This is a genomic window from Lysinibacillus halotolerans (genome assembly GCF_003711845.1).
Lineage (GTDB): Bacteria > Bacillota > Bacilli > Bacillales_A > Planococcaceae > Ureibacillus > Ureibacillus halotolerans.
Window position 1 is genome coordinate 16,205 of the sequence record NZ_RHLQ01000003.1, and the last position, 26,936, is coordinate 43,140.

A 26,936-nucleotide genomic window follows, 5' to 3' on the forward strand; every position below is an offset into this window, starting at 1 on the left:
TACCCTTCTTATGTTACTTTCGAAATAAAAAAAATACCCAATTAAAGAAGCACTTTAATTGGGCACCCGATTATTGCTCTGGGGCTAATTCACTTTCTTTTAACCAATAATGATCTGTTACAGTTTCTCCTAATGAGTTCGTATAATCAACCACATAAACAGTTGTCTCTTCAACAGTATCAATGACGCCTTGCGCACCTAACATACCCTCTAAATGGTCTGCGTTAATAATTACATCAGCCCCTTGATCTAACGTTCCTTCGTCAACCGGGTCCAATTCCCCTTCTACAAACCATTTATGATTTTCCTCATAAGGATCACCGTTCGTAGGTGTGTAAGAAACGGAATAAACCGTCGTATCATAGGCAGCCTTTATCGTTGCTACTGCCCCTTCCATTCCATCTGTATGACTTGCGTTTACAATGGCTGTACTACCAACTGGATACTTAGGATTTTCTGCTTCTTTTAACCCTTCTGGTACTTGCCCATTATGCTCAGTATGTTCACCATGTCCGCCATCTGCTTCTGGCTGTTTATCCATTCCTTCTTGATTATTCGTAACATTCGTACCCGTTTCCGTCGTATCTCCATTATTCGTATCATTTACTCCGCAAGCTGCCAATGAAAGGGCTGCAACAATTGTCATGATGCTAGTTAATAATTTATGACCCATTCTAATCCTCCTAATATTCTCTTTCTATATTAAGGATTGAACTTTGAACTCGTTTCTATTCATGAAAATAACTACATATTATAATGTTTAAAAAATGGAGACATTTCTTCTATGAAACGATTATTTACTTATTTCAACTTTTTGTAACAATAGTGCATTAAAAACAACGGATACAGAACTAAAGGCCATTGCAGCTCCTGCTAACCATGGAGCAAGGAAACCCGCAGCTGCAATTGGAATACCTAGAGTATTATAACCAAAAGTCCAAAATAAGTTTTGTTTTATATTTCTCATCGTTTTATGACTCATAATGATCGCATCAGCAATACTATTCAAATCACCACGAATTAACGTAATATCTGCGGTTTCCATCGCAACATCCGTACCTGTACCAATGGCCATTCCAATATTAGCAACAGCTAACGCTGGTGCATCGTTAATACCATCTCCTACCATGGCAACCTTTTTTCCCATCCCTTGTAATTTCTTTATTTGTGCAGTTTTTTCTTCAGGGAGCACTTCTGCAATAATTCGAGTGATTCCCACTTGTCTTGCAATTGCCTGAGCTGTCCGCTCATTATCCCCTGTCATCATAATGACATCCATTTTCATTTTATGAAGTCGTTCAATAGCTTTTTTAGAACTCTCTTTTACTGTATCTGCAACAGCTACTAATCCTGCAAATTGTCCATCAATACTCGCTAATATAACGGTTTTCCCCTCTGATTCAAGTCGTTCCATTAAAGAAACAACAGCAAAACTATCAATATTGTATTGCTCTATTAGTTTACGTGTACCAACAACTACTTCTTTTTGATTTACGATTCCTTTTACTCCGTATCCTGGAATAGCTTCAAATTCACGAACATCTCTCATTTCAATTCTTCGTTTACTAATTCCTTGTACAATAGCTTGGGCAAGGGGATGCTCAGATTTCCTTTCGATCGAACCGAGAAAAGAAAGAAACAATCTTTCACTCATCCCCTCTACGACAAAAACATCTGTAAGTTCTGGCTTCCCGTTTGTAATTGTCCCTGTTTTATCTATAACTATTGTGTCTATTTGATAGGTTTGTTCAAGATGTTCTCCACCTTTAAATAAAATCCCTAACTCGGCTGCACGCCCAGAACCAGCCATTATTGAAGTTGGGGTTGCAAGTCCTAAAGCACATGGACATGCAATTACAAGTACAGCTATTAAAGCTTCTAATGCTGGAGCAAATTCTCCAGGCGTTATAAAGACAAGCCAAGTTAAATAAGTAACGATCGCAATCCCAATCACGATTGGAACAAAAATTCCCGAAATCTTATCAGCTAAACGCTGTATAGGTGCTTTAGATCCTTGGGCATCTTCTACTACTTTAATAATTTGGGATAAAGCTGTATCTCTTCCTACCTTTGTTGCTTTCATTTTAATAAAACCATTTTTATTTATAGTAGAACCATATACCGTTGAACCGATTGTTTTATCGATTGGAAGACTTTCCCCTGTTAACATCGATTCATCGACCGCCGTATTCCCTTCTAGAATTTCACCATCTACTGGGATTTTTTCTCCGGGTTTAACGAGCATAATGTCCCCAATGGCAACTTCCTCTAGCGGAATCTCTTTTTCCATATCCTTTCGTAGAACAAGGGCAGTTTTTGCTTGTAACTTCATCAACTTTTTAATCGCTTCAGAGGAGCGACCTTTTGCTTTCGCTTCAAGTAATTTCCCGAGCAAAATTAAAGTAATTAGTACCGCGCTTGTTTCAAAATAAAGTTGGGAATGATAACTAGTTCCTTTTGATATCGTTTGAAAAACGCTATATAAATACGCAGCGGATGTACCCATTGCAACAAGAACATCCATATTAGCACTTTGATTTTTTAAAGCTTTAAATGCACTAACATAAAACTGCCAGCCAATAATAAATTGTACCGGTGTTGCTATTACCATTTGAACCCATGGATCATTTAAAAAGTCCGGTATATAAAGAAAAGACGTAAATGTGAAGTGACCAACCATTGTCCATAAAAGCGGAATGGAAAGAACAGTCGAAACGATGAACTTTACTTTTAGTTTTTCAATCGCCTGTTGTCGAAAATCGACTCCCCCTCGTTCATTGTCTTTTACATGGGCACCATAACCTAACTGCTCCACACGACGAATAATATCCGTAACCGACACTTCAGATGGATTAAATTGTACCGTTGCATTTTCCAAGGCTAAATTTACGTTGGCTAACGAGATTCCTTTAAATTTTTGAAGGCCCCTCTCAATTCTCGTTGCACAGGCTGCACAGGTCATGCCAGTAATGTGCAAACTTGTTTCCCTTTGTTCATTTGTCAATTTTCTTTCACCTACTTCCCAATACCTTTACAGGGTATATAATTGATATGAAAGAGAGTGCTTTAATAGAGCACTCTTGAAAAACTTCTATTCAACATCATAACCTTGATCATCAATCGTTTCTTTAATTTGAGTAAGGGTTACTTGTTGTTCATTATAAGCTACATCAACTTTTCCCTGTTCTAAATTAACTTTTCTTCATGAACACCATCTAAAGCACCAACACTTCCTTCAACGGCTTTCACGCAATGTCCACATGACATCCCTTTAACGTTTAAAGTTACGTTCTCCATTTGCATCACTCCTTATGTTTTAATAGCTCTCTTAATACTATATAGGGGTATATTATTTCCTCATTAACTTTTGAATCGTCACTAACAACTCGTCCAAAACTTCTTCATCCCCAACAGCTAAACGATCTACAACACATCCCTTTAAATGACCTTGTAATAGAACTTTCGCTACACTGTTTAACGCTGATTGTGTGGCAGCTAATTGCGTGATAATGTCGTCACAATAGACATCCCGATCAACCATCCCTTTTATTCCACGAATTTGCCCTTCAATTCGGTTAAGGCGGTTCGTTAAATCCTTTTTCACGCTTTCTGGATGATGACTTTTTCTGCAATGGGATGACTCGCTCATGTCTTCCTTCACGTTTTCCAGTTTGGTCAACTCCTCTTCTTCAATAGGTAAACTAAATCCTTTAATCGTTACAACACGCCCCATCCTCGTTTAAATGACCAGAGCGATTAATTTTCGTTTGTAAATAATTTTTATTATATTCAGAAACGTCACCCCATAATGGCCTTCTAGCATTAACGGATAAACCTGATTGTTTCAGAGCTTCTAATTTTTTCGGATTATTTGTAATAAGTGTGACAGGCTTGGAACGAAGCGCTTTTAACACTTGAATCGCATCGTCATAATTTCTTGAATCATTAACAAAGCCCAATGCATAGTTAGCATCTACTGTGTCATAGCCATTTTCTTGTAGAAGGTAAGCCATTGCTTTACTAAATAAACCAATGCCTCTTCCTTCATGATTGGCTAAATAAAATAATGCTCCTGTTCCATGATCTACAATAATTTTCATGGATTGTTTCAGTTGATAACCACAATCGCACCTTTTACTTCCAAAAATATCGCCTGTATGACAGATGGAATGCATTCTTATTATCGCATCATCCTCATCAGTAAAATTTCCATAAACGAGAACACTCGATTGCTGCATTTCAGCTAAATTAATCGAAGATAGTTTTTCAACAATTTTTTCAATATCTTGATATACTTCATCACAATTTAACCAACAATACCATTGGAAAGTAACCGTTTCATCATATAAGTTCACAGGTAATTTTATCGGACCAACTAAATATATCGCGCCCTTTTCCGTCTGAATAAGTTTAATTTTATCCTTTAAAATTGAAATAACTTGTTGATCTAAATTCATAGAACCGCCTCCTAAAGTTAGTTTGCAACTTACCAAGTTTTTTATGTTAGGAATACCATCGTAACGTTGCTCTTTTTATAACTTCTATTTTGGAGACGAAAAGAAAAAGGTTTCTTTATATCACTTTATTAACCAGCAACATAAAAAATACATCGATCATTCACTTTTCATCAAAAGCAAACTTCTATTGAAAAATCTTTTAAGTACAAAATATAAACTACTATTAGGAGTATTTTATAAAGATGATTCTCTTTTTCGAACAATGATGATGATAATCTTGGCATTCATCCATTGATTTCCTCATTTTATAAGCTTAAAATTTGCTATAAGAAGATTTTGGTAAGGGATACATAAGGGGGTGTTTCAATGATCGACTTTATCCTAACACTAAAACCAATTTATCAAGTAATACTCGCTACATTGTTTACTTGGGGAATGACAGCATTAGGTGCTGCACTCGTTTTTACAACAAAAAATTTCAATCAACGTTTTTTAGATAGTATGTTAGGCTTTGCCGGCGGTGTTATGATTGCTGCAAGCTTTTGGTCTTTACTATCCCCTGCGTTAGAAATGGCAGAGGGGGGACGTTTTCCTTCATGGCTCTCTGTAGCAATTGGTTTTTTACTTGGTGGTGCTTTTCTTTTTGCCATTGATAAACTGTTGCCCCACCTTCATCCGAATGCAGCAATTGAAACAGCTGAGGGTATACAACCAAAACGAAGAAAGCGAAGTACTTTGTTAGTCCTTGCCATCACATTGCATAACATACCGGAAGGATTAGCTATTGGTGTTTCTTTTGGAGCTGCTTCCCTTGGTTCCCCTTCCGCTTCAGTTGCTGGAGCCCTTGCTTTAGCAATCGGGATTGGTATCCAAAACATACCTGAAGGTGCTGCAGTTTCAATGCCCCTTCTACGGGACGGATTATCCAAAAAGAAAAGTTTTCTTTTTGGTCAATTTTCAGGGATGGTAGAACCTATTTCTGCCATTATTGGATTTCTGGCAGTTGCTTTTATTGAACCATTATTACCCTTCGCATTAGCCTTTGCAGCTGGTGCAATGATTTTTGTTGTCGTAGAGGAAGTTATTCCAAGCTCACAAGAAGAAGGAAACAAAGACTTAGCTGTCTTGTCATTAATGATTGGATTTACCATTATGATGATTTTAGATGTGGCATTAGGTTAAATTGAATATAGAAAAAGGAGATGCTCTTAGCTGAGCATCTCCTTTTCATTATTTAAAATCAATTTGTGTTAACACTGGATCATGGTCACTTGCACGACCTGATTCTTCAGTAAAGTCGGAATTAACGTGTAAAATATCAAGTACTGCTTTCTCAACTAGATTGCTAGATACGAAAATGTGATCTAGTGCTTGAGAATTTCCTTGGTACGTATACGTATAACGATCCGCTTCATCTAATGAATAAATCATATTCACCATTGATTCATTGTCCCCTTCTAATGTTTGAAGGGCAGGCGTCCATTGGAAATCATTAAAGTCTCCCAATGCTACAATATTTGCTTCTGGATTTTGTGATTGAATCGATTCTACAAAGTTTCGAATAATAGAAGCTATCTGAATCCGTTGTTGTTCACTGCCTAGTACAGGCGGTTGGATTGAACCAAATAAAGGTGAGTCACCTGACTTTGAATTCCAATGATTTGCAATGACAATAACTTGTTCATCATTAAATGTAAACTGTGCAGCTAAAGGTTTTCTACTATTAGAAAAGGCATCATTTGTAGGATCAATACGTCCTGGATTTAATGTTAACGCCCCATTAACATATTCCGTCCCCGTAGTTGCGTTACCAACGGCTTGTGCTTCAGTTAACGATACTCGTTCAGGATTATAAAGGAAACCGACACGAATGTTACCACCAGGTGCTCCACCATCTTGATTATACTCTGGATCAATATTGACATATTCATATTGAGGACCACCTTCAGCAGCGATGGCATTAATCAATGTTTGATAACTTTGATCCGCAGCTGAACTTCCTGAATCAGTTTGACCATCATTATCTTGCATCTCTGTAACTCCAACAATATCAGGTGAATTTAATTTGTCCGCAATGGCTACAGCAATTTTCTTCACTTTTTCTGAATCAGATTGGGCAGAGAAGTTTTCCAAATTATAAGATGCGATTGTTAACTTTTCGTCGGATGCTGTAATAGCAGTTGTATCTGGTGCCTTTCCACCATCGACTATTTTACTTTGAACATCTGTATTATCTACATAGACTTTATAGTTGGAATAACCATAGTTTACAATACCAGTGATAGGTCCATTAACTTGATCGCCTGTATTAATATCGCCACCATTTGTTACTTCCTTTTCACCGTTAAATAACTTCAGTTGAATTCGTTCAGGATTCGTATCCGTTTCACCTAATAATAGACCACCGTTCGTTGTAGTAGCTTCAATTGAGTCAAATACAGTTATAATTTCACCGTACTCTTCTGGAGAAACAACACGCAAGCTACTTTCTGTGCCTTCACCAATTTGAACGCGCATTCCTTCTAGGCTTTCCCAGAAATCAATCGCATCGCTCGTTGGGTCAAAGGATGTTAATTCATCATCATCAATCGATTCAGAAGGAATCATAGATGGTGTAATAACAACTGGATCTGGTAATTCTACATTACTTTTCACAACTGTAATCGAACCGTTTCTCGCATTAATTTCCGTTACAGTTAAATCTGTATCCGCATCATCATATCCGTCTAAACGGTATTCATCTACAGTACCAGTAACACTTACTAGATCTCCCACTTTGAATGAGTATGAAGATGAAGCATTACCTGCATAGACAACAATTCCTTCTGAAGTACTAGAATCATTATCTTCTGTCCCCTTTGCAGATTGCATATAGAAGTATTGGCTACCATCTAACTCAAACAAAGAAGTAATTACCCCTTGAACCCCGTCTACAACACTACCGTCAAAGGAAGATGTGTGATCAGCCCCTTGAATTTGGCTAATCGTTGGTGATTCATCATATACTTCATAGGATATACTAAAGATATCACTATCCGTTAAACCTTCTTTTATAGCAATCGCTTTAATAGTTGTTGGTTCATTGATGACAATTGGTTCTGAATATACAGCACTATCCTTTGTTGGTTCTGAACCGTCCAATGTGTAATGAATTGTTGCACCTTCTGTTATAGTTGAAAGCTCAATTGCAGTTCCTACAGGAATTAATGTGGAACTAATAGAAGGTTTAATTCCCTGTACTTTTGTTGCATCTTCAATCACATCCGCTAAACCACGCGGTATAATTTGATACGTGCTATTATATTGTTGAATAATCCCAGTAAGAGAATCATAGGTTTTCCCTACTTCTAATCCTAAGGAACCATTTTCATCACGTACAACAAAGTTATTCCCTTCAGAATCGTTTGCTGCATAATTTCCTGAACCATTATTAGCCGTAACCGTTACTTGTTGTACAGTTGCTAATTTGGACTCATTCTCTTCATTAATCCCCGCACCTGTTATGTCAATAGGAGAAAATTCATTTCCAGTAGAGACTCTTTCGACTAAAGAAGGACTTTGAAGTTGCAAAAGCCCTCTATAGTCCGCTAGTTCTCCAGATAATACGACTTCATCTCCAACTTCTACTGAATCTGCTAAACCATATACAGCAATAGCAGCAGTTTCATCTTGAATATGGATCGTATTTTTTAATTTCCCCGTTACAATTCCTTGTACTTGTACCTCTCCAGTCCCTTGTTCGCGAGCTTGGGCAATGGTAATTGTTTCCCCCTCTCCTGGCTCTTCAACAATGTAAGGATGTTGGCCAAGATTTTCAAAGGAGTCTTTCCCTAAATTCGTCCATTCCGTCTCAAATGTAAAAGCATCAGTCGGGATGGCATCTCCAGTCGTTACATCCGCATTTCGTACGAGAGTTACATCTTTTGCAAAATCACTACTTGATCCAATTTGTCCAATGGAATCGACTATTTCATCATTCTTTTTTAAAACTAAAGGATCATTTCCATTAAAATTAATCACCGTCGAATTTTCTATTTGACCGACTGATTTAATTTCATCCGTTGCTTGGCCATGATATAAAACAATCGCTTCTCCAGCTTCTAAAGTGCCATGTAATTCCATAGATTTAACGCTCTCAGGAGCACCATTTGTATAAATCTCTAATGTGTACTCGGAAAGATCGATGACGGAACTAGAAGCGTTATACAATTCAATCGCTTTATTATAACTACTTCCTTCAATATATTGGGAGATCATTAAATCTCCCCTAGAAACCTCCTTTGATACATCAACTATCCTTCCTTCAGTAGATGTTGGAATACTTTCTACACTTACTAAATAATCACGGAAGTTTTCCCAATCGGATAAACCTAAATCGGTCACACGTCCTTCAGCATATGCTGTTGCGAATACGTCGTAACCATCTCCACCTTTAGCAGTGAAAGCATTTGTTGCAACTGTATATGTTTCATCATCTTGAATTTCTACAAAATTACCTTCTGCATCCTTGTAATAGATGGCAACTACCCGTTCTCCAACTGGTTTTGTTGAATCAAATTCAACTTTCCCACCAGCTACATGTAAAAATCCACCGTTTTCAGCTGGGTATTCTTTAAAACTAATTTCAAAGGCAGCTTTTAACTCGGCACCTGTAACCGTCATCGTTGCCAATGTATTTCCAAAAGGTAAAACGGTAATCACTTCTCCAACGGTTACTGGTCCAGCATCAATAGCTGAACGGATACCGCCACCATTTTGAAAGGCTAATACAACATTTTCGTTATACTGTTTCGCTTTTTCAAGCATACCGTTCGTAATTAAATTACCAAGAATCGTTTCACTATTTCTGACGCTGACCCCTTCCGTATTTCCACTATCTGTGATGCGAGGATTTGTAAGGGGTTCATTTAATGTTACGCCAATTTCTTCATTCGTAATTTCAGCTATTCTATCCGAATAAGGAGCTAATAGCTCTTTTGCTTCTGGATCTTCTTCAAAAGAATTCACTTCTAGCAGTTGGCCACCATACTCTGTAATAACACCTTGTTTGTCAAAAGTAAGATTTAATTGGCCTAAAAATTCACTATACTGATAAGCTTGTACAATTACTGTTGGTTCCTTTTCTTCTCCATCTAAATCTTCAACAACTAAAGTAGGTTCATCTAATTGTGTATGACTATGACCACCTACAATAACATCAATTCCTTCAACTGCACTTGCTAAAACTAAATCATTATCGATTTCAGCATTATCGTCGTATCCAATATGAGTTAAGGCAACAATTTTGTCTACACCCATTTTTTCGAAAGCTTTTACTGCTTTTTCTGCTTCTTTAATATAGTTTTCAAAAGCGATACTGCCAGGACTTGAAATGGCAGCCGTTTCTTCCGTCGTTAAACCGAAAATCCCAACTTTTTCGCCTTTAATTTTCTTTACAATTCCTTGATAGATTTTCCCGTCCTTCGGTTTGCTTGAAACTAAATCAGAGAATAGTCCGTCAAACTTATTATCTTGTGAGAAGTCAACATTAGCACTTACAAATGGGAATTTTGCCCCTTCAATAAAATCAACTAGTGCTTGATGACCTTCCGGCGAAGAACCTAAATCAAATTCATGATTACCAAAAGTCATTGCATCATAACCCATTAAATTTAAAAACGTTAAATCGGCTTGCCCTTGAAACTCATTAAAAAATAGAGTGCCACTAAATACATCTCCAGCATTTAAAAGAAGTGTATTTTTGTTTTCTGCTCTCACTGTTTCAACAGCTGTAACTAACTTTGGAACATTGTCTAAATGGGCATGGGAATCATTCGTATGCATTATCGTTAATTCAAAATCTTTTTTCCCTTTTCCCTTATCTTTGTCTTTCCCTTTTCCGTTCCCTTTACCATTCTCTTTTTTATCCACACTTTGTTTCGCTGGGTGTTGATATTGAGCTACTTTTTCAGATTGATTACTTTTCCCTTCCGATTCCGCTGCCAACACAGTTGGTGTAACGGATCCAATTGTTGAAGCTACAAGCGTCGTTGCCAGTGTTGCTTTGAAGAAACGATCCCTACTTTTTTTAGAAAAATGCATTCATTTGCCCTCCATTATTTGTTTAATGTGCTATTGGTAAATCATGTAGTAAATTAGTAATTGTAAAATTTCATACGAATAAAGTAGACTTTATATTACCTACATTATTAGAAAAATAATTCGAAAGAAATAGATTATTTGTAAAATAATCGTAAATAATTATAAAAAAAATCGTTTCCACGTAAATTTAACGAATCATAAATATTATTTTTCAGACTTTTTTGATTTATTTAATAAATTTTTGCCCCGAATATAATTTAAACTGTTGAAACATCGCATATATAGGTATTATTAACTAAAAATAGTCTTAATAAGGATGTAAACACACTCCTATATCTTTAGTATGGTTCATGAAAAACCAACTATGTTTGTTAAGAAATTTTTCATTTCTTTCCTTAGATATCGTTCATTCTAAAAAAAATAGCAAAACGCCCCTAAATCTTAGGCGCGTTTTGCTTCTTTCCAATTTTTAAACTACTCTTCTTCTTCCATTATTTCATCAAAGGCAGATGATACTTTATCGAATTCCTCATCACTTTCAATGGCACTAAAATCTCCTTCTTCATCTACCTTTAAGAAGAAAACATCGATATCCTCTTCTGTTTCTTCTTGTAAATCTTCCACAAATCCTACCGCAACATATTCCGTTCCTTCAATATTAATCGCTGCAAGAACTTCAACTTCTAATTCCTCGTCATTTTCGTCGGTAATCGTGAAGATTTCCCCTACTTTCAATTCATCCATTCGTCCATTCTCCTTCTTAAAAAAGTCTGTTTAAACATATTATTTTATTGCCATTTCTGGTCAGATTCATACAACATTTTAGAAAAATCAAGTACCACAAAAAGTACGATACGGTAAATTCGAAGGTACAGGTAATTGGCTATATTCTTGATGTTCCGGCGAATCATCAAAAGGATTAGCAAGTACTTTTAGTAAACGTTCCATCACACTGTAATCACCATTATTTACTGCTGCATCCAACGCTTCTTCCACACGATGATTTCGAGGAATAACTGATGGATTTCGTTCTTTCATTAATTGGGTCGATTCTTCCATCGACTGTTGTTGTCTAGAACGTCGCTCTTGCCACTTTTTTTGCCATTGATCAAAATCTTCTTGATCGTGAAGAGAAGTCATTTCCAACTTGTTGACCGTTAACGCTCGGAACGTATTTGTATAATCCGCTTCATATTTCTTCATCATATCGAGTAATTCGTTTATTAATTCTTTATCTTGCTCTTCTTCATTAAATAATCCTAATTTTCCCCGCATTCCTCTAAGCCAGTTCTTCTCAAAAAGGAGCGGATATTTCGCTATTTCATTTTGGGCAATTTCGACCGCCTCATCCTCCTCATCATGTAATAATGGAATGAGTGTTTCAGCAAAACGGGCCAAATTCCAGCCACCTATTTTCGGTTGATTACCATATGCATAACGTCCTTTTGTATCAATCGAACTAAAAACTGTATCAGGATCATACGCGTCCATAAAAGCACATGGTCCATAGTCAATCGTTTCCCCACTAATGGTCATATTATCCGTATTCATAACACCGTGGATAAAACCAACCAATTGCCATTTACAGATTAACTCCGCTTGTTTTTTAATAACTTCCTGAAGTAAATAAAGGAATCGATGATCACTATTAGGGATATCTGGGTAATGGCGGACAATTGTATAATTCGCCAACACTTGTAGGTCTTCATAACTTCCCCAATTAGCGATAAATTGAAAAGTTCCGACACGGATATGACTCGATGCAACACGGGTTAGGATGGCACCGGGTAATTCCATTTCTCTAATAATTTTTTCTCCTGTTTCCACTACAGCTAAGCTTCTAGTTGTTGGTATACCTAGTCCGTGCATTGCTTCACTAATTATATATTCTCTTAGCATCGGACCAAGGGCAGCCCGTCCATCCCCTCCACGGGAAAAGGGAGTACGACCAGACCCTTTTAGTTGAATATCATATCGTTCTTCTTTTGGAGTAATTTGTTCCCCATAAAGGGTAGCTCGTCCATCTCCTAGCATCGTAAAATAACCAAATTGATGCCCTGCATAAGCTTGAGCCAAAGGGAAAGAACCTTCAGGGGCTACATTACCTGCAAGAATTTGCACCCCTTCTTCACTCTGAAGCTCCTCACTATTTAAGCCAAGTTCACTTGCTAGTTGTTTGTTCAGTATGACTAACTTCGGATTACTTACTGGATGCAGCTTTAAACTTGCATAGAAAGAATCGGAAAGTCTCGCATAACTATTATCAAAGTTCCATCCTATTCCCATATAATCCCCTTTTCTCTTTACCGAGTAGTTTACTTCATTTAAGATGAAGCCATTTCTTTAACAAAATATACTAAGTTAACCATCATTCATTAACATTGTAAGCCAAGTTCCATCATTATACACTACCTAAGAAAACAAGACATAAATTCGCATACTTTTAAACAAATAATTCCTTAAAACATCATTCTAACTGTAGGTTTGTTCATGTTTTTTTACAATTTTATTATTCTCCATAACCGTTGGATCTATGATAATTTCAAAAACTATATGGATTTTTAAAAAGTAATCTCTTTGTAAACGCTTTTTTGATTTTAATCCGGTTTATTCATAAATTTTTTACTCAACGAAAGAACTTTCTGTGGTAATATATCCTAATCAAATAAGTTAGAAAGAGGAGAAACATGAGCGAAACACTTCAAACACCTCCAAAAAAGTTAAATTTATTTCATTTAACTTGGCCGATTTTTTTAGAGGTATTTTTATTTATGTTAATGGGGCTTGCCGATACGTTTATGTTAAGTGCGGTATCAGATAATGCGGTTTCAGGGGTCGGCACAGCTAATCAATATATACACATCGCCATTTTAATTTTAGAAGTTGTCGGGAATGGGGCTGCCATCGTTGTTTCCCAATATCTCGGTTCTCGTCGGTATTTTGAAGCAGCAAAAATTTCCGCTTTAGCCGTTACATTAAATTTATGCCTCGGATTATTAATGTCGGTCCTATTTATTTTCTCTTCCAACCAATTAATGATCATGATGAACTTGCAAGGAGCAGTACTTGAACATGCACAAAGCTATTTAATCATCGTCGGAGGAGGGATATTCCTTCAAGCTGTTATTAATTCTTTAGCAGCGATTATTCGTGTACATGGTTGGACAAAGCAAACGATGTTTGTTTCATTAGGAATGAATATTATCCACGTAGTTGGAAACTATATTTTAATTTTCGGTAACTTTGGTGCTCCTGAACTAGGGGTACAAGGTGCTGCGATTTCATCGGTAGTTAGCCGATTAATTGCCGTTTTCATTTTCTTCTGGCTACTATATCGAGCATTAGAAGTCAAAATAAAGATGGCATACTATTTTTCCTTTTCTAAGGAATATGTACAGAAAATTTTATACATTGGTTTACCAAGTGCCTTTGAACAAATTATGTACCAAGTTTGTCAAATTGTATTCTTGTACTATGTAACATACCTTGGTGCAGAAGCTCTTGCCGCACGACAATATGCGAATAATATTTCGATGTTTACCTATCTATTCGCCATTGCGATAGGGATGGGTACTTCCATCATCGTTGGTCGTTTTGTTGGTTCAGGAGATAAGGACTCTGCTTATAAGCAAGTATGGTCTAGTGTAAAGGCAGCACTCGTTTTCACTGTAATTATCGCAGCGGTCGTAACTATATTCCGTGAACAATTAGTTAGCTTATTTACCGATAATCCAGAAGTAGTCAAATTTGGTGCTTCTGTATTAGCTTTAAGTTTATTGTTGGAAACTGGTAGAACGATTAACATCACAATCATTAACTCGTTACGGGCTTCTGGGGATGCTCGTTTCCCTGTCAAAATAGGATTCTTATCCATGATATGTATGAGCTTACCTTTAGGATACTTATTAGTATTTGTATTCGATTTAGGGTTAGTCGGCGTTTGGCTAGCCATTGCTGCTGATGAATGGACCCGTGCTATCATCGTATTATTTAGATGGAAAAGTCGTAAATGGGAACAGTACGCCTTAGTATCTCCAGATAGAGATGTTGAACCTACTGAAAATCCAGTTACTACTTAAAAACATATGAACCCGTCAAGAGTGCTTTCTGTAAGCACTCTTTTTTATATAAAAAATGACTTCCGCGTTGGAAGTCATTGAAAACTAATGTTTATCTACTGGTAGTTTCGGTAACGTTTCACTTAGCTTGCAATATTGAACGAAAACCCGAGCTAGTTCGCGAAGACGATCTTGAATCGTAGCATCTGTAATTTGATTATTTTCATCAAAATGAGATGAATGGGTATATACATAGTTAGGTGTTACTAAACAACGGAAGTAATCTAATATTGGTCTAAGCTGATTTTCAACTACTAAATGGTGCTGATATGTACCACCATTTGCTACCATTGAAACTGGTTTATACCGCATCGCTTTTGGGTCAATCATATCAAAAGCATTTTTTAATACGCCTGGAATCGATGCTTGATAAATTGGCGTTGCAATAATATAGCCATCAGCTTCTTCAAATTTTCGAATCATCATTTGCATATCTTCATTTAATGGGCTACCATCCAAAATTTGATGTTTTAAATCAGCGAAATATAATATTTCAAGCTCTAAGCTGCTATTATATTCTTTAATATATTGTTCAACTTGACGCAATATCGCACCTGTTTTATTACCGAATACAGTGCCATCCACGAGTAAAATTTTCATGTTGAGTATCCTCCACTTTTTATTTCCATTCGTTATTGTAACAGATGCGATAAAGCACGAGTAGGGAACAAGTTTGGATTCAATAAATTTCAGTCTTTTGGCGGAATTTCCGTTTGATTCGCCTTTTCCATTGCTTTTTCCATTCTTCGGGTTGGTGAAGTAAGACTAACGATCGTTGTTCCAACATCAAATGACCGCTTTATCCCCTTTGTAAAAAATATGAGGTGATGATCCTTATCCACTGCAAATAATGGGATTGTTTTATGTCCATCGCCATCAAGATAACGTTCAAATGTATATTGTTCCGTAAGCTGTGTTTTACGAATCATATATCCTTCATTAATAAGACGATTTAATGTGTAAATATCATAATCTTCATCAAATAATGTCTTTCCAACGATTGATTGACTGTAGTCACTTAAGTCCCCCGTAGGAATGGGTGTTTGAAAAATATGTTCCCGACCTAGTTCAGGAACGAAACGTTGGCATATAAGGGCATTATACGCATCCTCTTCTGTGGCGGCTACTAATATTTCGTAAGGAGTTAAGTCTACATGAAACTCCGTATATTCACTTAAGATGTCCCCTACTTCCGTTTTTATCCCTAATTGACGAGCTTCAGATAAGGCACTCCAAGATCGGTCGATAATAAGAACAGGTTTTTGAAAACTTTGTATCGCTTCACCTAAAACAGCTGTAAAAGGACTACCTCCGACAATCGTTACCCCCATTTCATCCGTACATTGCAAATTTAATTTCTTCGCAAGCCAGCTAATGGATAAACCATGGGCTAAAACGGTGGCAAATACTAATGCTAATGTTAAAGCTGTAATAATATCAGCATCTTCAAATCCAGATTCCGTTAAAACACTAGCAAAAAAGCCGGAAACGGTTAAGGCGATAATCCCTCTTGGTGCAATCCATCCAAGTAATAGACGTTCCCGCTTCGGTAATCCTACTCCAATAGTAGAAAGCCAAACCGATACCGGTCGGACAACAAACAACATCGCTAAAACAAATAAAAGCATACGCCAGTTTAAAATATCGAGTAACGTCTCGATTGATAAAGAAGAAGTTAACATGATAAATAGCGTAGAAATAAGAAGAACAGAAACATTTTCTTTAAAGTGCAGTAATTCTCTTAATGATGTTAAATGCATATTTGCCATGACAATTCCCATGGCAGTGACAGCGAGTATCCCTGTTTCGTGTATGATTTCTTCTGATAGTACAAATACCAAAAGTACACTGACTAAGACGACTGGAGACTTTAAAAATTCAGGAATAAAACCATGTTCCAGTAAACGGCCTAATAGAAACCCTACCCCTGCTCCAATAATGGCAGAAAAAATAGAAGCAACAAAAAATAATAAAAGGGACCCTTCCGAGATCATGCCATTCATATATAAAACCATTTCGAGTGCGAATAGGGCGACTAACGCACCGAATGGGTCCACAATAATGGCTTCCCATTTTAGGATTGTAGCCGGACGTTCTTTTAACTTAGCTTGGCGCAATAATGGCAAAATCATCGTAGGTCCAGTAACGATAAAAAGTCCACCCATCACAAAGGCAACATCTATTGATAGCCCAGCTATAAAATGAGCGGCTAAGGACCCAATAATCCATGCAATAAAGGCACCTAAAGTAGAAATACGAAAAATCGATTGGCGGAATCCTTTAATTTCTCGAAGGTCTAAGCCCAAACTCCCTTCAAATAAAACAACGGCAACAGCTAGCGCAATAGTCGGATTAAACACTTCTCCAAAACTTTTTTGCGGATTGAATAATCCTAACAAAGGACCGACTAGCAAACCGACTAGTGACATAATAACGATGGCAGGGAGTTTAAATCGCCAAGCTACCCATTGCGATAAAATTCCTAGTCCTACAATTGCAACGATTTGAATTAGTAGATTGTCGAGCATTGTAACATCCCTTTCATCCAAATATAGAAATCAAAAAAGTCCTCCATTAGTATTTACGGAGGACGTTCTTTCATTCCATTTGAAAACGCTATTTATCAAGTTCATTTTTCGTTTTGATTTTCCTTAATCTTTCTTGATTAAATACAACTTCTTCATCTATCGGTGTCGGTTCTTTCTCTTTAAATTTATCCCAATTAAATAACTGTTCCCTTGGAATAGCTTTTTCTACTTTAGCTTCAGGCATTTTCATTGTAGAAAGTTGCTGTGATTCATATATTGTTACCGGAGATTTTTTGCCAAAAAGAGCAATGACTTTCATTGCTAATGCAAGCTGAGTTGCTTCGATTGGACGATATTTTTTCAACGGTCCAATAAAAAACGGATTTAATCCTTTTAATAGCCATTCACCCGTTTTCTCACCTAAACGAAATTCCATTCTGTCTCCAACTAATAGAGAAGGTCGGACAATCGATAATTGGGGTAATTCTAAAGCCATTAATTCTCGCTCTAGCTTTCCCTTCACCTTATTATAATAAAAGGCAGATTTTTCACTGGCGCCGATAGCAGAAATGATAATAAAGTGCATAATGCCACATTTTTTTGCTAGAGATGCTATGTGCAATGGATACTCCACATCTATTTTTTCAAATTGCTCTTTAGTCTTCGCCTTTTTCATCGTTGTTCCTAAACAACAAAAAACTTCATGGGCAAAATCTATATCCTTTTCTTCTAATTGATCAAAGGAACGCACTTTAACGGTTAGTTTTGGATGCTCGAAATCCAGCTTTCTTCTAGATAGAACTGTCACCGATACATATTCTTCACTGTCACAAAGTAGTTTTACGAGGGCCGTTCCGACAAGCCCTGTCCCACCTACTACGATGGCTGAACGCATTTCCACTTTCACGCCACAACCTTTCATGTTTTTCGTCTAATCAGCATAAAATTGTTAATCTAAGTTTCTACTAATTTATAGTGTTAATTTTCACACATACTTTCTAATTTTTCACCATAATTTAATTAATAGTTGGGAAAGGATGGGATTTTATGAAAAATGAACTAAGTGTCACTTCGATAAAAAAGAAAATTGCTTTTATAGTTGAGCATAGTTCAATCAAAGGGTATTATCCCCTTGAGCGTGCCGCTACGTTAGCAAAACTATTAAATGATGAAGAAAGCGTTTATGTATTTTTAAAACAAGATGGACATGAAGCAATTGAAATTTTTACAGATTTACAACTTTCTCCTATTTTATTCGACCATTACTCAGAATTAAAAACTCAGATTCGTAGTCTTGAACCTGATTTAATCGTTCAAGATGGCAAAGATACATTAGTTGAACAAATGGAACAGCTTAGACCTTTCTGCAAAACGATTGTTCATTTTGATGATTTTGGCGATGGTGCTGAATTAGCTGATTGCAATATTATTGCCCTTTTTGAGGAAGTAAGGGAAAATACAGCACAAAACATTTTATCGGGTAGCTTTGCTTTTGCTGTAAAAGATTCCCTTAAAGCAATTGCTAAGGAACGGGTTTCAAACGAATTATCAAATCCACCTCATATTGTCGTTGCTTATGAAGATGGTGATGAAAACAATTTAACCTATCGAACTTTACGCCATTTAACCCAGCTACAAATCCCACTAAAAATTACCGTTGCAATTGATCGAGAATATCGCCATTCTGTAGAAGATTTACAAATGATGGTGTTAAGTCGCCGTAACACGAAAATTTTTAAAGATGACCAAGCTTTAGAAAAACTCCTCCATGAAGCAGATATTGTGATTTGTAATGCGAATTATACTCCTTATAAAGTAGCAACAGTCGGTATTCCTTGCATTACAGCTGCTCAAAATGAACGGGAATTAAACAATGCCTTTCCAAGGGAACATAACGGGTTTATTCATCTCGGTTTAGGACGTAAGATGAAACAATCTAACATCCAAAATGCCGTTATGGAATTATTATTGCATGAAGCACGACGAGAACGGGCAGTAAGAAAACAATTTGAATTGGAAATTTCGGATAACAATGAAGTCATTAAGTCCTTATTATTAGATTTTGCTTATGAACGTCATAATATGGTTTCTTTATAGACTAGCCATGACGTGATGGAATCTGCCAAATATTACGAGATACCCCTTCTTCGAATATTAATGAAAATAGCTCCCTTCTTATGGTACAATGTTTGTACGATTATTTTGTACGAAATTATTATGAAGGAGCTACTTTCATGTTAACTAAATCAGAACTTCAACAAAAAATTGCAGAATTAAAAATGGATTATATAAATCTTCAAGGTGATATCGAAAAGCTTGAAAGTACAGGCCATGAAGAGTCTGTTCGAAAAGCAGAAGAACGCCTTTCAAACATGGAAAAACAACTAGCAGAACTGAATAAACAGCTCGCGGCGTTGTCTTAACCCGCGAGTTTTTTTATATCCTAAAAACTTATAAAACGTTGAAATATATTATCGGAGGAACAGATTATGGCAATATTAACAGTGGAAAATTTAGGACATTCCTTTGGTGATCGCACCCTATTTAAAGATGTTTCATTCCGCCTTGTCGAAGGTGATCACATCGGATTAGTCGGAGCGAATGGTGTTGGAAAATCCACATTAATGGGGATTATTACAGGTCAAACGATTCATGACACAGGCCGCGTAGAATGGCTACCAGGTACACATTATGGCTATTTAGATCAGCATACGGTATTAACAGCAGGCCGTACTATGCGGGATGTTTTACGAGATGCCTTCCTCCCTCTTTATAAAAAAGAAGAGGAATTAAATGAAATCGCCAATAAAATGGCAGATGCTACCCCTGAGGAATTGGAAGCATTATTAGAACAAATGGCTGAAGTACAAGATGCTCTTGATGCCGGAGATTTTTATACATTGGACATTAAAATCGAAGAAGTAGCGCGCGGTCTTGGTTTGGATGCAATTGGATTAGATCGAGACGTGGCAGCCCTTTCCGGTGGTCAACGTACGAAAGTATTACTTGCTAAACTATTACTTGAAAAACCGAAAGTATTGTTGCTAGATGAGCCGACGAACTATTTGGATGAAGAACATATTACATGGCTTTCAAATTATTTGAAAGAATATCCCCATGCGTTCCTATTAATCTCCCATGATACGGAGTTTATGAACGGTGTGGTAGACGTTATTTTCCATTTGGAATTTTCAAAGCTTACTCGTTATACAGCAACTTACGAGAAATTTTTAGAGTTAGCCGAAATCAATAAACGCCAACATATCGATGCCTACGAGAAACAGCAGGAATTTATTAAAAAACAAGAAGAGTTTATTGCGAAAAACAAGGCACGATACTCTACAACTGGCCGTGCTAAATCACGTGCTAAACAACTTGATCGGTTAGAACGAATTGATCGCCCGGAAACGGCTGTTAAACCTGAGTTTAGTTTTAAGGAATCACGGGCTTCTAGCCGGTTCATAGTAGAAGCAGAAGATTTATTAATCGGTTACGATAAACCGTTACTTCCTCCCCTTACGTTTACAATTGAAAGGGGCGAAAAGATTGCTTTAATCGGGATGAATGGTGTCGGGAAATCCACATTATTAAAAACAATCCTTGGTAAAATAAATGCTCTAGGTGGAAAAGTTACAAGGGGAGATTTCCTCTTCCCTTCTTATTTTGAACAAGAAGTAAAGCCAGATAAAATAACACCTATTGATGATGTATGGAATGCCTTCCCAAGTATGGATCAACACCAAATCCGTGCTGCCTTAGCTCGGGCCGGGTTGAAAAACGAACATATCTCCCGCCCATTAAATTCCTTATCAGGGGGCGAGCAAGCAAAGGTTCGTTTATGTAAACTAATGATGGAAGAATCGAACTGGTTAATTTTTGACGAACCGACAAACCACTTAGATGTAGATGCTAAAAATGAATTAAAACGTGCTATGAAGGAATATAAAGGAACAATCGTCTTAGTATCCCATGAACCTGAGTTTTATGAAGGACTAGCAACAAAAGTTTGGAATGTCCAAGATTGGTTCACAACAGGTAAAACAAATTTATAAATGTCAAAAACGGTTTGGATTCCTTAGGAGTTCAAACCGTTTTTTCATAATCTACTATTAAACATTATTAAATTTCTCCCCCTCTCTATTATTCTTATCAGCATAGTTTTAAACATATTTTTTGATTATTTATCAAATCAACTTGTAAAAAATTGAAACTTTTCTTTTCCTAAGACGTATATATTTATAGGAAAACGGTTATATATTTATATGTAAGATGCCCACTTATAAAATATGGAAAAGCTATTGACTTATAATTATCTTACTGATAAGATATAAATATATTTAAAAATATCTTATTTGTAAGCTATTACAAACAAAAGAAGGCGAGGAGATTTTATGGCAGTTACAATTTACACACAATCTAGCTGTTCCTCTTCACGAAAAGCCATTAAATGGTTAAAAGAAAATAATATTTCTTATAATGAAAAACGTATTACTTCACAACCTTTAACATTAGCAGAATTTAAAAATATTTTAAGAATGACTGAAGACGGTACAGATGAAATTATTGCTACAAACTCCAATGATTTCAAAAATTTAAATATTGATATCGACCAATTATCAATTCAAGACCTATATAACTTAATTCAACAACACCCACGTATGTTACGTAGCCCGATCTTACTTGATGAAAAACGCATTCAAGTTGGCTATAATGAAATGGACATTCGTCGTTTCATCCCACGTAAAGTACGTGCTTATGAGTTAAGTGCCATGCAAAGATTGGCAACACAAGGTTAGTCAATAGTCTAGCGATATACATTTCGTATTGAATTAGTTTTGAAACATGCGAAACAAGACTTAAGTGGAGCTGAACATAATGGATAACCAAAGATATGAATCACTTTCCTCTCTTTTTGAAGTAGTGTCTTCATTGGAGCGAAAATGGGCAAATGAATGGAACCATCAAAATATATTAGGATTTTCAAAATCTCATATTTTACTGTTAGATTTATTAGCTAAAGAGGGACCCAAACGCCCCTCTGCTATTGCTGAGCGCTTAAAAGTGACAACTGGTGGCGTAACCGTTTTAACAACAAAGTTGATTAAAGCGGGACTTATTGAAAAGACCCAAAGTAGTGCAGATCGTCGCGCTTCTCAAATCGTCATTACACCAGAAGGTAAAAAAATATTAGAAGAGTCACAGGCTCAGGTGACAGCAATGGTGAATTCAATGTTCGGCATGCTTACAAATGACGAAATTCAAACGCTACATAACATCTTCGAAAAGTGTCTTGTAAATAGCAATGGGCTTAATAAATTAAAAGATGAAGAATAATTTAAAGTTACTTATAAAAAAACGCAAGGTGCATTCATTAATGTACCTTGCGTTTTATATTATTTCAAAATAAAAGAGACTCCCCTTCTTAATTGTGAGAGAGTCTTTTTCAAATTACTATTAAGCCATAACCACATCTTGTAAAGATGCATCTGCTAGTAAAATTTCCTTTAATCTAGCCTTTGCTCGGAATAAACGTGATTTTACTGTACCGATGGATACTTTCATTAATGTTGAAATTTCAGCCAATGAATATTGATCAACATAGAAATACCATAATGTTCTTTGATAAATTCCGTCCAATTGTTGCATTTTTTCTTGTACAATTTTTGTTACGACTTCTTTTTCCACTTGATCTTCCGTAGAAATTTCATTATTGGGAACCAAATCTAAAATCGGAACGTCTAATGTTTCAGGTTGACTCATCATATATTTACTTCTTCTTACATTTTTACGATAGCGGTCGCGAAATGTATTCATAGTAATAGTAGTAAGCCAAGCTTTTACGTGGTCAACCTTCTCTACTTGTTCTTCATTACGAACAACTTTGACCCAAACTTCTTGCATTAAATCTTCGGCTTCAGCTATATTGCGTGTTAATTTTAAACATAAATGATATATGTAACGATTATATTCTTCATAAATTCCTGTTAAACAGTTATTCATTTTTTCTTCCTCCAATTTCTAACTACCTTCTATATACATTTTCCCAAAAAATTGTATTACACTCTATCGGATTTGCTTTCAATTTCATTACATTCGTGTAAGATTAAAAGTCTTTCCTTGTAACTTTCGTAAATTCAGTTTCTCTCATATGTACTAGAAAAAGTATTAGAACTCCAAGAAATTTTCCCCTTTTTCCAAAGCCAACCAACAATACCTTCCCCTTCTATGTGGTATACTAATTCTACTATCCGAAAAATTTGAAATGAGGGATTAATAATGAATCATTTGCAAACTTTAGATGCTTATTTCTCTAAAAACCGTGAAAAACATTTAGAAGAACTATTTGAATTTCTTCGTATTCCAAGTATCAGTTCCCTATCAGAACATAAACAAGACATGCAAACTGCTGCCCAATGGTTAGCTGACAAACTTCAACAACTAAACATCGAAAATGTATCCATTGATCAAACAGCGGGACATCCAGTTGTATACGGAGAATGGCTTCATGCAGAAGGAAAACCAACGATTTTATTCTACGGTCATTACGATGTACAACCTGTCGATCCTCTTCATCTTTGGGAATCAGAACCTTTCAATCCAGTAATCCGTGATAATAAATTATTTGCTCGTGGTGCATCAGATGATAAGGGCCAAGTATTTATGCACTTAAAAATGATTGAAGCGTTATTTGCAACAGAAGGAACCCTCCCTGTAAACGTGAAATTCATCTATGAAGGGGAAGAAGAAATCGGTAGCCCTAATCTACCAGCTTATGTAGAAGCGAATAAAGAGAAGCTTTCCTCAGACTTAATTTTAATTTCTGATACTGGGCTGTACGCTCCTGGGAAACCTGCCGTTTGCTATGGTTTACGCGGACTGACTGGAGTTCAAATCGATGTACGTGGAGCTAAAGGCGACTTACATTCTGGCCTTTATGGTGGTGGCGTGCAAAATGCTATTCATGCATTGGCTGAAATTTTAGCTTCCTTCCGTGATGAACATGGTACAATCCAAGTGGAAGGTTTCTATGATAAAGTACTTCCTTTAACTGAAGAAGAACGTCAAGCATATCGAGAGCTAAACTTCGATGAAGAGGCGTTAAAAGAGGAAATCGGTGTAAAAGAATTATTCGGTGAAGAAGGTTTCTCATATTTAGAGCAAACTTGGGCTCGACCAACTTTAGAAATTAACGGAGTATTTGGTGGCTTCTCTGGTGAAGGAATTAAAACGGTTCTTCCTGCAGAAGCTGGTGCGAAAATTACTTGTCGTTTAGTTCCGGACCAAGATCCAAATGAAATTGTTGCTCTTTTAAAAGCACATATTGAAAAACATAAGCCAAAAGGTGTGGAAGTAACAGTTTCTGAATTCGATAAAGGAGCTCCTTATTTAACACCGTTTGATCACCCATTAATTCAAGCAGCAGGTCGTTCTTATGAGCGAGTTTATAACGTCCCAACTGCCTTTACTCGTGGTGGTGGCTCGATTCCAATCGTTGCTGCCTTTGATGAAATCCTTGCATTACCAGTTGTATTAATGGGATTCGGTTTAAATAGTGAAAACTTCCATGCACCAAACGAACATTTCCATTTAGAAAACTTCGATAAAGGGCTTCGTGTATTAGGCGACTATTTATATGAAGTATCTAACTTACAATCCTAGTAAAAGAAAATTTCCTATATTGACCTAAAGGTTCTTTATGAACTTTTAGGTCTTTTTTATTCCTTACAAATCAACATTTCATATTAAAGTATCTAAATAAATATTTCTTTTATGTAACAAAAAGGAATTTTCTAAATATTTGTAGAAATGAATTTATATGATATATAAACTAAAAACTTTCCAACTGGTAACTTTTAAAATAGGAGTGATTTAAATGGAAAATAAATGGAGTTTTGTTTTATTAATGCAACCTGTTGCAGGACTACTTCTCATTTTGATTGCCATTTATACCTTTACGGTAGGAAGTCCTCACCTACTTCCATGGGCATTCGTGTTAATGGGTCCACTATTTTTAGCAATGGGTATATATGAAATGAAAAGACAAAGTAAAAATCCGAGTATTTTCTATTTCTGCTTAGCAGCTCTATCATTACTATTTGCATTATTTTCATTTACCGCATTTTAATAAACAATCGATAACGGCCGATGAAGAGATTTCATCGGTTTTTTTAACGTCCTAATGAAAGGGCTCCGCCTATTTGTCTTTTTTTCATTTAAAAAGAAAAAAAGCATCGCGCTACTGGAAGCGCGATGCTTTTGGCTGACCTTTTAAAAAGCGTTATATATATAAACATAGGGGAGGTTATATATCTTGTCGAACAAGCTTTTACAAGGTTCAAATGAGCTTAACTTACCACTTTTACTAAAGAGCGATTTTTCATAAGAAGCAATTTACGTTTCTCTTCTTATGATGTTTTTATCATATCATCTATCAACTATGTGGTGGTATACCTCTTATCCACATGTCACATTTTTATCACAAACTTGTTCACAATTCCGAAATATTTTGTTATATAACAAATTTATTTTTAATGTCTTTCTGTTGAAATTATACTCAAAATTAAAATTTAAACCTTTATATAAAGCGCTTTCATAAAATTTAGTCTGTTTTTTATTATACAAGCTTGATATGTAACAGATTCTAATTTTGTAGTTTTAATGCTATTTTTATTAGCTTTACCCCTACAGCAAGCTTCAACTTAATTACTTTCCCTCTCTTTTCACTATCCACATATCCACGATTAGATAACAAAAAAAGGCGCCCCACTCTGGGACACCTTTAAGTCGTTATTGAAAAATCATGCCTACACTAGAATAAATAATGACCGTTAAAAATAGTAACATCATATAAATTAATGAGTAAGCGAACATTTTATTTGCCCACTTTTTCTCATCCATTTGACGATAGCCAACGATACTTATCCACAGCCATATTCCCCCTAAAATAAGAGAACATAATGTTAAGCCCCAACTTAGTGGAACAAATAAAAAACTCGTAAACATTAAAATGACTAAATAAATATTTGTTTGAAGATAAGTTCTTCTCATACTTGTCTTCACTGGTAACATCGGAATATTGGCAGCCGCATAATCATCCTTTTTTCGAATCGCAATGGCGTAAAAGTGTGGCATTTGCCAAATGACCATAATAATGAATAAAGCCCAAGCTGCCGGATACCAAATATCAGGTGCAACCGCTGCCCAACCGATTAACGGCGGCATCGCTCCTGAAATACTCCCAACTTCTGTATTCCAGATCGTTTTTCTTTTTGTCCACATCGTATACGGAACAACATAGAAAAACACACCTAGGAAGCCAAGAAATGCTGCTAGTGGTGTTGTTAAAGAAAGTATTGCTAATCCTACGATAAGTAAAACGATGCCAACGATTAATACTGTACGAGCACTTAGTTCACCTGTTACTGTAGGTCTTGACTTTGTTCTTTGCATTTTCGCATCAATATCGCGATCGTACAAATTATTAAATATACCTGATGCTCCGATTATGAAAGCAGAACCTACAAAGGCAAATAGTATATGTGGAATATGTTCAATAAAACTTAATTCGTACGTATATAAAGCGAGCATAAGGGCAGCAATCATGGGAATTAAATTTGATTTAATAATCCCTGTCTTGACTGTCTTAGCCCAGAGATCAATAGTATTTTTCATAGTCTTTCTTTCCCCTCATTGTTCGGCAACCTTCCGGAAGCACTATATACTATCATACCACTAATAATCTTCTTCCAACA

The 26,936-nt window shown here is 36.2% G+C and carries 21 protein-coding genes and 1 pseudogene; 9 read left to right on the forward strand and 13 right to left on the reverse strand.

The genetic code is table 11. The features are described from left to right. Nucleotides 1-70: 70 nt before the first annotated feature. The 5 genes and pseudogenes from EC501_RS02245 to EC501_RS02265 form a co-directional block, all read right to left on the reverse strand. A complete protein-coding gene (locus EC501_RS02245; protein WP_122970667.1) occupies nucleotides 71-673 on the reverse strand; it encodes a YdhK family protein in 603 nt (200 codons plus the stop codon). Between the two features lie 120 nt (nucleotides 674-793). After that, nucleotides 794-3,004, reverse strand: a complete 2,211-nt coding sequence (locus tag EC501_RS02250; RefSeq protein WP_338322879.1) for a heavy metal translocating P-type ATPase — start codon at nucleotides 3,002-3,004, stop codon at nucleotides 794-796. An 87-nt stretch (nucleotides 3,005-3,091) separates the two neighbouring features. Beyond that, nucleotides 3,092-3,297 (reverse strand): annotated as a pseudogene (copZ, locus tag EC501_RS02255) (copper chaperone CopZ). A 52-nt stretch (nucleotides 3,298-3,349) separates the two neighbouring features. Further along, nucleotides 3,350-3,649 carry a metal-sensing transcriptional repressor gene (locus EC501_RS02260; RefSeq protein WP_122970787.1) on the reverse strand — a complete coding sequence of 100 codons (300 nt, stop codon included), beginning with the start codon at nucleotides 3,647-3,649 and terminating at the stop codon, nucleotides 3,350-3,352. A 61-nt stretch (nucleotides 3,650-3,710) separates the two neighbouring features. Continuing rightward, a complete protein-coding gene (locus tag EC501_RS02265; protein WP_122970668.1) occupies nucleotides 3,711-4,457 on the reverse strand; it encodes a GTP cyclohydrolase II in 747 nt (248 codons plus the stop codon). 366 nt (nucleotides 4,458-4,823) lie between these two features. On the opposite strand from EC501_RS02265, the gene EC501_RS02270 reads away from it, so the two are divergent. Next, a complete protein-coding gene (locus EC501_RS02270) occupies nucleotides 4,824-5,639 on the forward strand; it encodes a ZIP family metal transporter (protein WP_122970669.1) in 816 nt (271 codons plus the stop codon). 48 nt (nucleotides 5,640-5,687) lie between these two features. Here EC501_RS02270 and EC501_RS02275 read toward each other — a convergent pair whose 3' ends face one another. The 3 genes from EC501_RS02275 to EC501_RS02285 all read right to left on the reverse strand — a co-directional run bounded on the left by EC501_RS02275 (nucleotide 5,688) and on the right by EC501_RS02285 (nucleotide 12,824). Further along, entirely contained in the window at nucleotides 5,688-10,538 is a 4,851-nt protein-coding gene (locus tag EC501_RS02275; protein ID WP_122970670.1) for a 5'-nucleotidase C-terminal domain-containing protein, read from the reverse strand. Nucleotides 10,539-11,012: 474 nt separating this feature from the next. Further along, nucleotides 11,013-11,282 (reverse strand): DUF1292 domain-containing protein, encoded by a 270-nt coding sequence (locus EC501_RS02280; RefSeq protein WP_122970671.1) that lies wholly within the window; start codon nucleotides 11,280-11,282, stop codon nucleotides 11,013-11,015. 87 nt (nucleotides 11,283-11,369) lie between these two features. Further along, the gene (locus EC501_RS02285; protein ID WP_122970672.1) at nucleotides 11,370-12,824 is read right to left on the reverse strand and encodes a protein adenylyltransferase SelO; all 1,455 of its coding nucleotides are present in this window, start codon (nucleotides 12,822-12,824) and stop codon (nucleotides 11,370-11,372) included. Nucleotides 12,825-13,225: 401 nt separating this feature from the next. Between EC501_RS02285 and EC501_RS02290 the strand changes: the two genes are divergently transcribed. Then, nucleotides 13,226-14,617 carry an MATE family efflux transporter gene (locus EC501_RS02290; protein ID WP_122970673.1) on the forward strand — a complete coding sequence of 464 codons (1,392 nt, stop codon included), beginning with the start codon at nucleotides 13,226-13,228 and terminating at the stop codon, nucleotides 14,615-14,617. A gap of 84 nt (nucleotides 14,618-14,701) precedes the next feature. Here the strand turns inward: EC501_RS02290 and EC501_RS02295 are convergent, their stop codons facing one another. The 3 genes from EC501_RS02295 to EC501_RS02305 form a co-directional block, all read right to left on the reverse strand. After that, nucleotides 14,702-15,256, reverse strand: coding sequence for an NADPH-dependent FMN reductase (locus EC501_RS02295; RefSeq protein ID WP_122970674.1), 555 nt, complete (start codon nucleotides 15,254-15,256; stop codon nucleotides 14,702-14,704). A gap of 89 nt (nucleotides 15,257-15,345) precedes the next feature. After that, nucleotides 15,346-17,184 (reverse strand): cation:proton antiporter, encoded by a 1,839-nt coding sequence (locus tag EC501_RS02300; protein ID WP_122970788.1) that lies wholly within the window; start codon nucleotides 17,182-17,184, stop codon nucleotides 15,346-15,348. An 88-nt stretch (nucleotides 17,185-17,272) separates the two neighbouring features. Next, nucleotides 17,273-18,106: an NAD-dependent epimerase/dehydratase family protein gene (locus tag EC501_RS02305; protein WP_241559256.1), complete on the reverse strand. Its 834-nt coding sequence runs from the start codon at nucleotides 18,104-18,106 to the stop codon at nucleotides 17,273-17,275. 125 nt (nucleotides 18,107-18,231) lie between these two features. Between EC501_RS02305 and EC501_RS02310 the strand changes: the two genes are divergently transcribed. From EC501_RS02310 to EC501_RS02330, 5 genes are all read left to right on the forward strand, one after another. Beyond that, the gene (locus EC501_RS02310) at nucleotides 18,232-19,281 is read left to right on the forward strand and encodes a PseG/SpsG family protein (protein ID WP_122970675.1); all 1,050 of its coding nucleotides are present in this window, start codon (nucleotides 18,232-18,234) and stop codon (nucleotides 19,279-19,281) included. 80 nt (nucleotides 19,282-19,361) lie between these two features. Then, nucleotides 19,362-19,607, forward strand: coding sequence for an SE1832 family protein (locus EC501_RS02315; protein WP_122970676.1), 246 nt, complete (start codon nucleotides 19,362-19,364; stop codon nucleotides 19,605-19,607). Between the two features lie 66 nt (nucleotides 19,608-19,673). Next, entirely contained in the window at nucleotides 19,674-21,236 is a 1,563-nt protein-coding gene (locus tag EC501_RS02320) for an ABC-F family ATP-binding cassette domain-containing protein (protein ID WP_122970677.1), read from the forward strand. Between the two features lie 339 nt (nucleotides 21,237-21,575). Then, nucleotides 21,576-21,980 (forward strand): transcriptional regulator Spx, encoded by a 405-nt coding sequence (spx, locus tag EC501_RS02325; RefSeq protein WP_122970678.1) that lies wholly within the window; start codon nucleotides 21,576-21,578, stop codon nucleotides 21,978-21,980. Nucleotides 21,981-22,059: 79 nt separating this feature from the next. Further along, the gene (locus EC501_RS02330) at nucleotides 22,060-22,518 is read left to right on the forward strand and encodes a MarR family winged helix-turn-helix transcriptional regulator (protein ID WP_122970679.1); all 459 of its coding nucleotides are present in this window, start codon (nucleotides 22,060-22,062) and stop codon (nucleotides 22,516-22,518) included. 120 nt (nucleotides 22,519-22,638) lie between these two features. On the opposite strand, the gene EC501_RS02335 is transcribed toward EC501_RS02330, so the two are convergent. Beyond that, nucleotides 22,639-23,184, reverse strand: coding sequence for an RNA polymerase sigma factor (locus EC501_RS02335; RefSeq protein WP_122970680.1), 546 nt, complete (start codon nucleotides 23,182-23,184; stop codon nucleotides 22,639-22,641). Nucleotides 23,185-23,460: 276 nt separating this feature from the next. Between EC501_RS02335 and EC501_RS02340 the strand changes: the two genes are divergently transcribed. Next, entirely contained in the window at nucleotides 23,461-24,843 is a 1,383-nt protein-coding gene (locus tag EC501_RS02340; protein WP_122970681.1) for a dipeptidase, read from the forward strand. Nucleotides 24,844-25,057: 214 nt separating this feature from the next. Beyond that, a complete protein-coding gene (locus EC501_RS02345) occupies nucleotides 25,058-25,309 on the forward strand; it encodes a DUF3953 domain-containing protein (protein WP_122970682.1) in 252 nt (83 codons plus the stop codon). Nucleotides 25,310-25,971: 662 nt separating this feature from the next. Here EC501_RS02345 and cyoE read toward each other — a convergent pair. Then, nucleotides 25,972-26,856: a heme o synthase gene (gene cyoE, locus EC501_RS02350; RefSeq protein WP_122970683.1), complete on the reverse strand. Its 885-nt coding sequence runs from the start codon at nucleotides 26,854-26,856 to the stop codon at nucleotides 25,972-25,974. Between the last annotated feature and the right edge of the window lie 80 nt (nucleotides 26,857-26,936).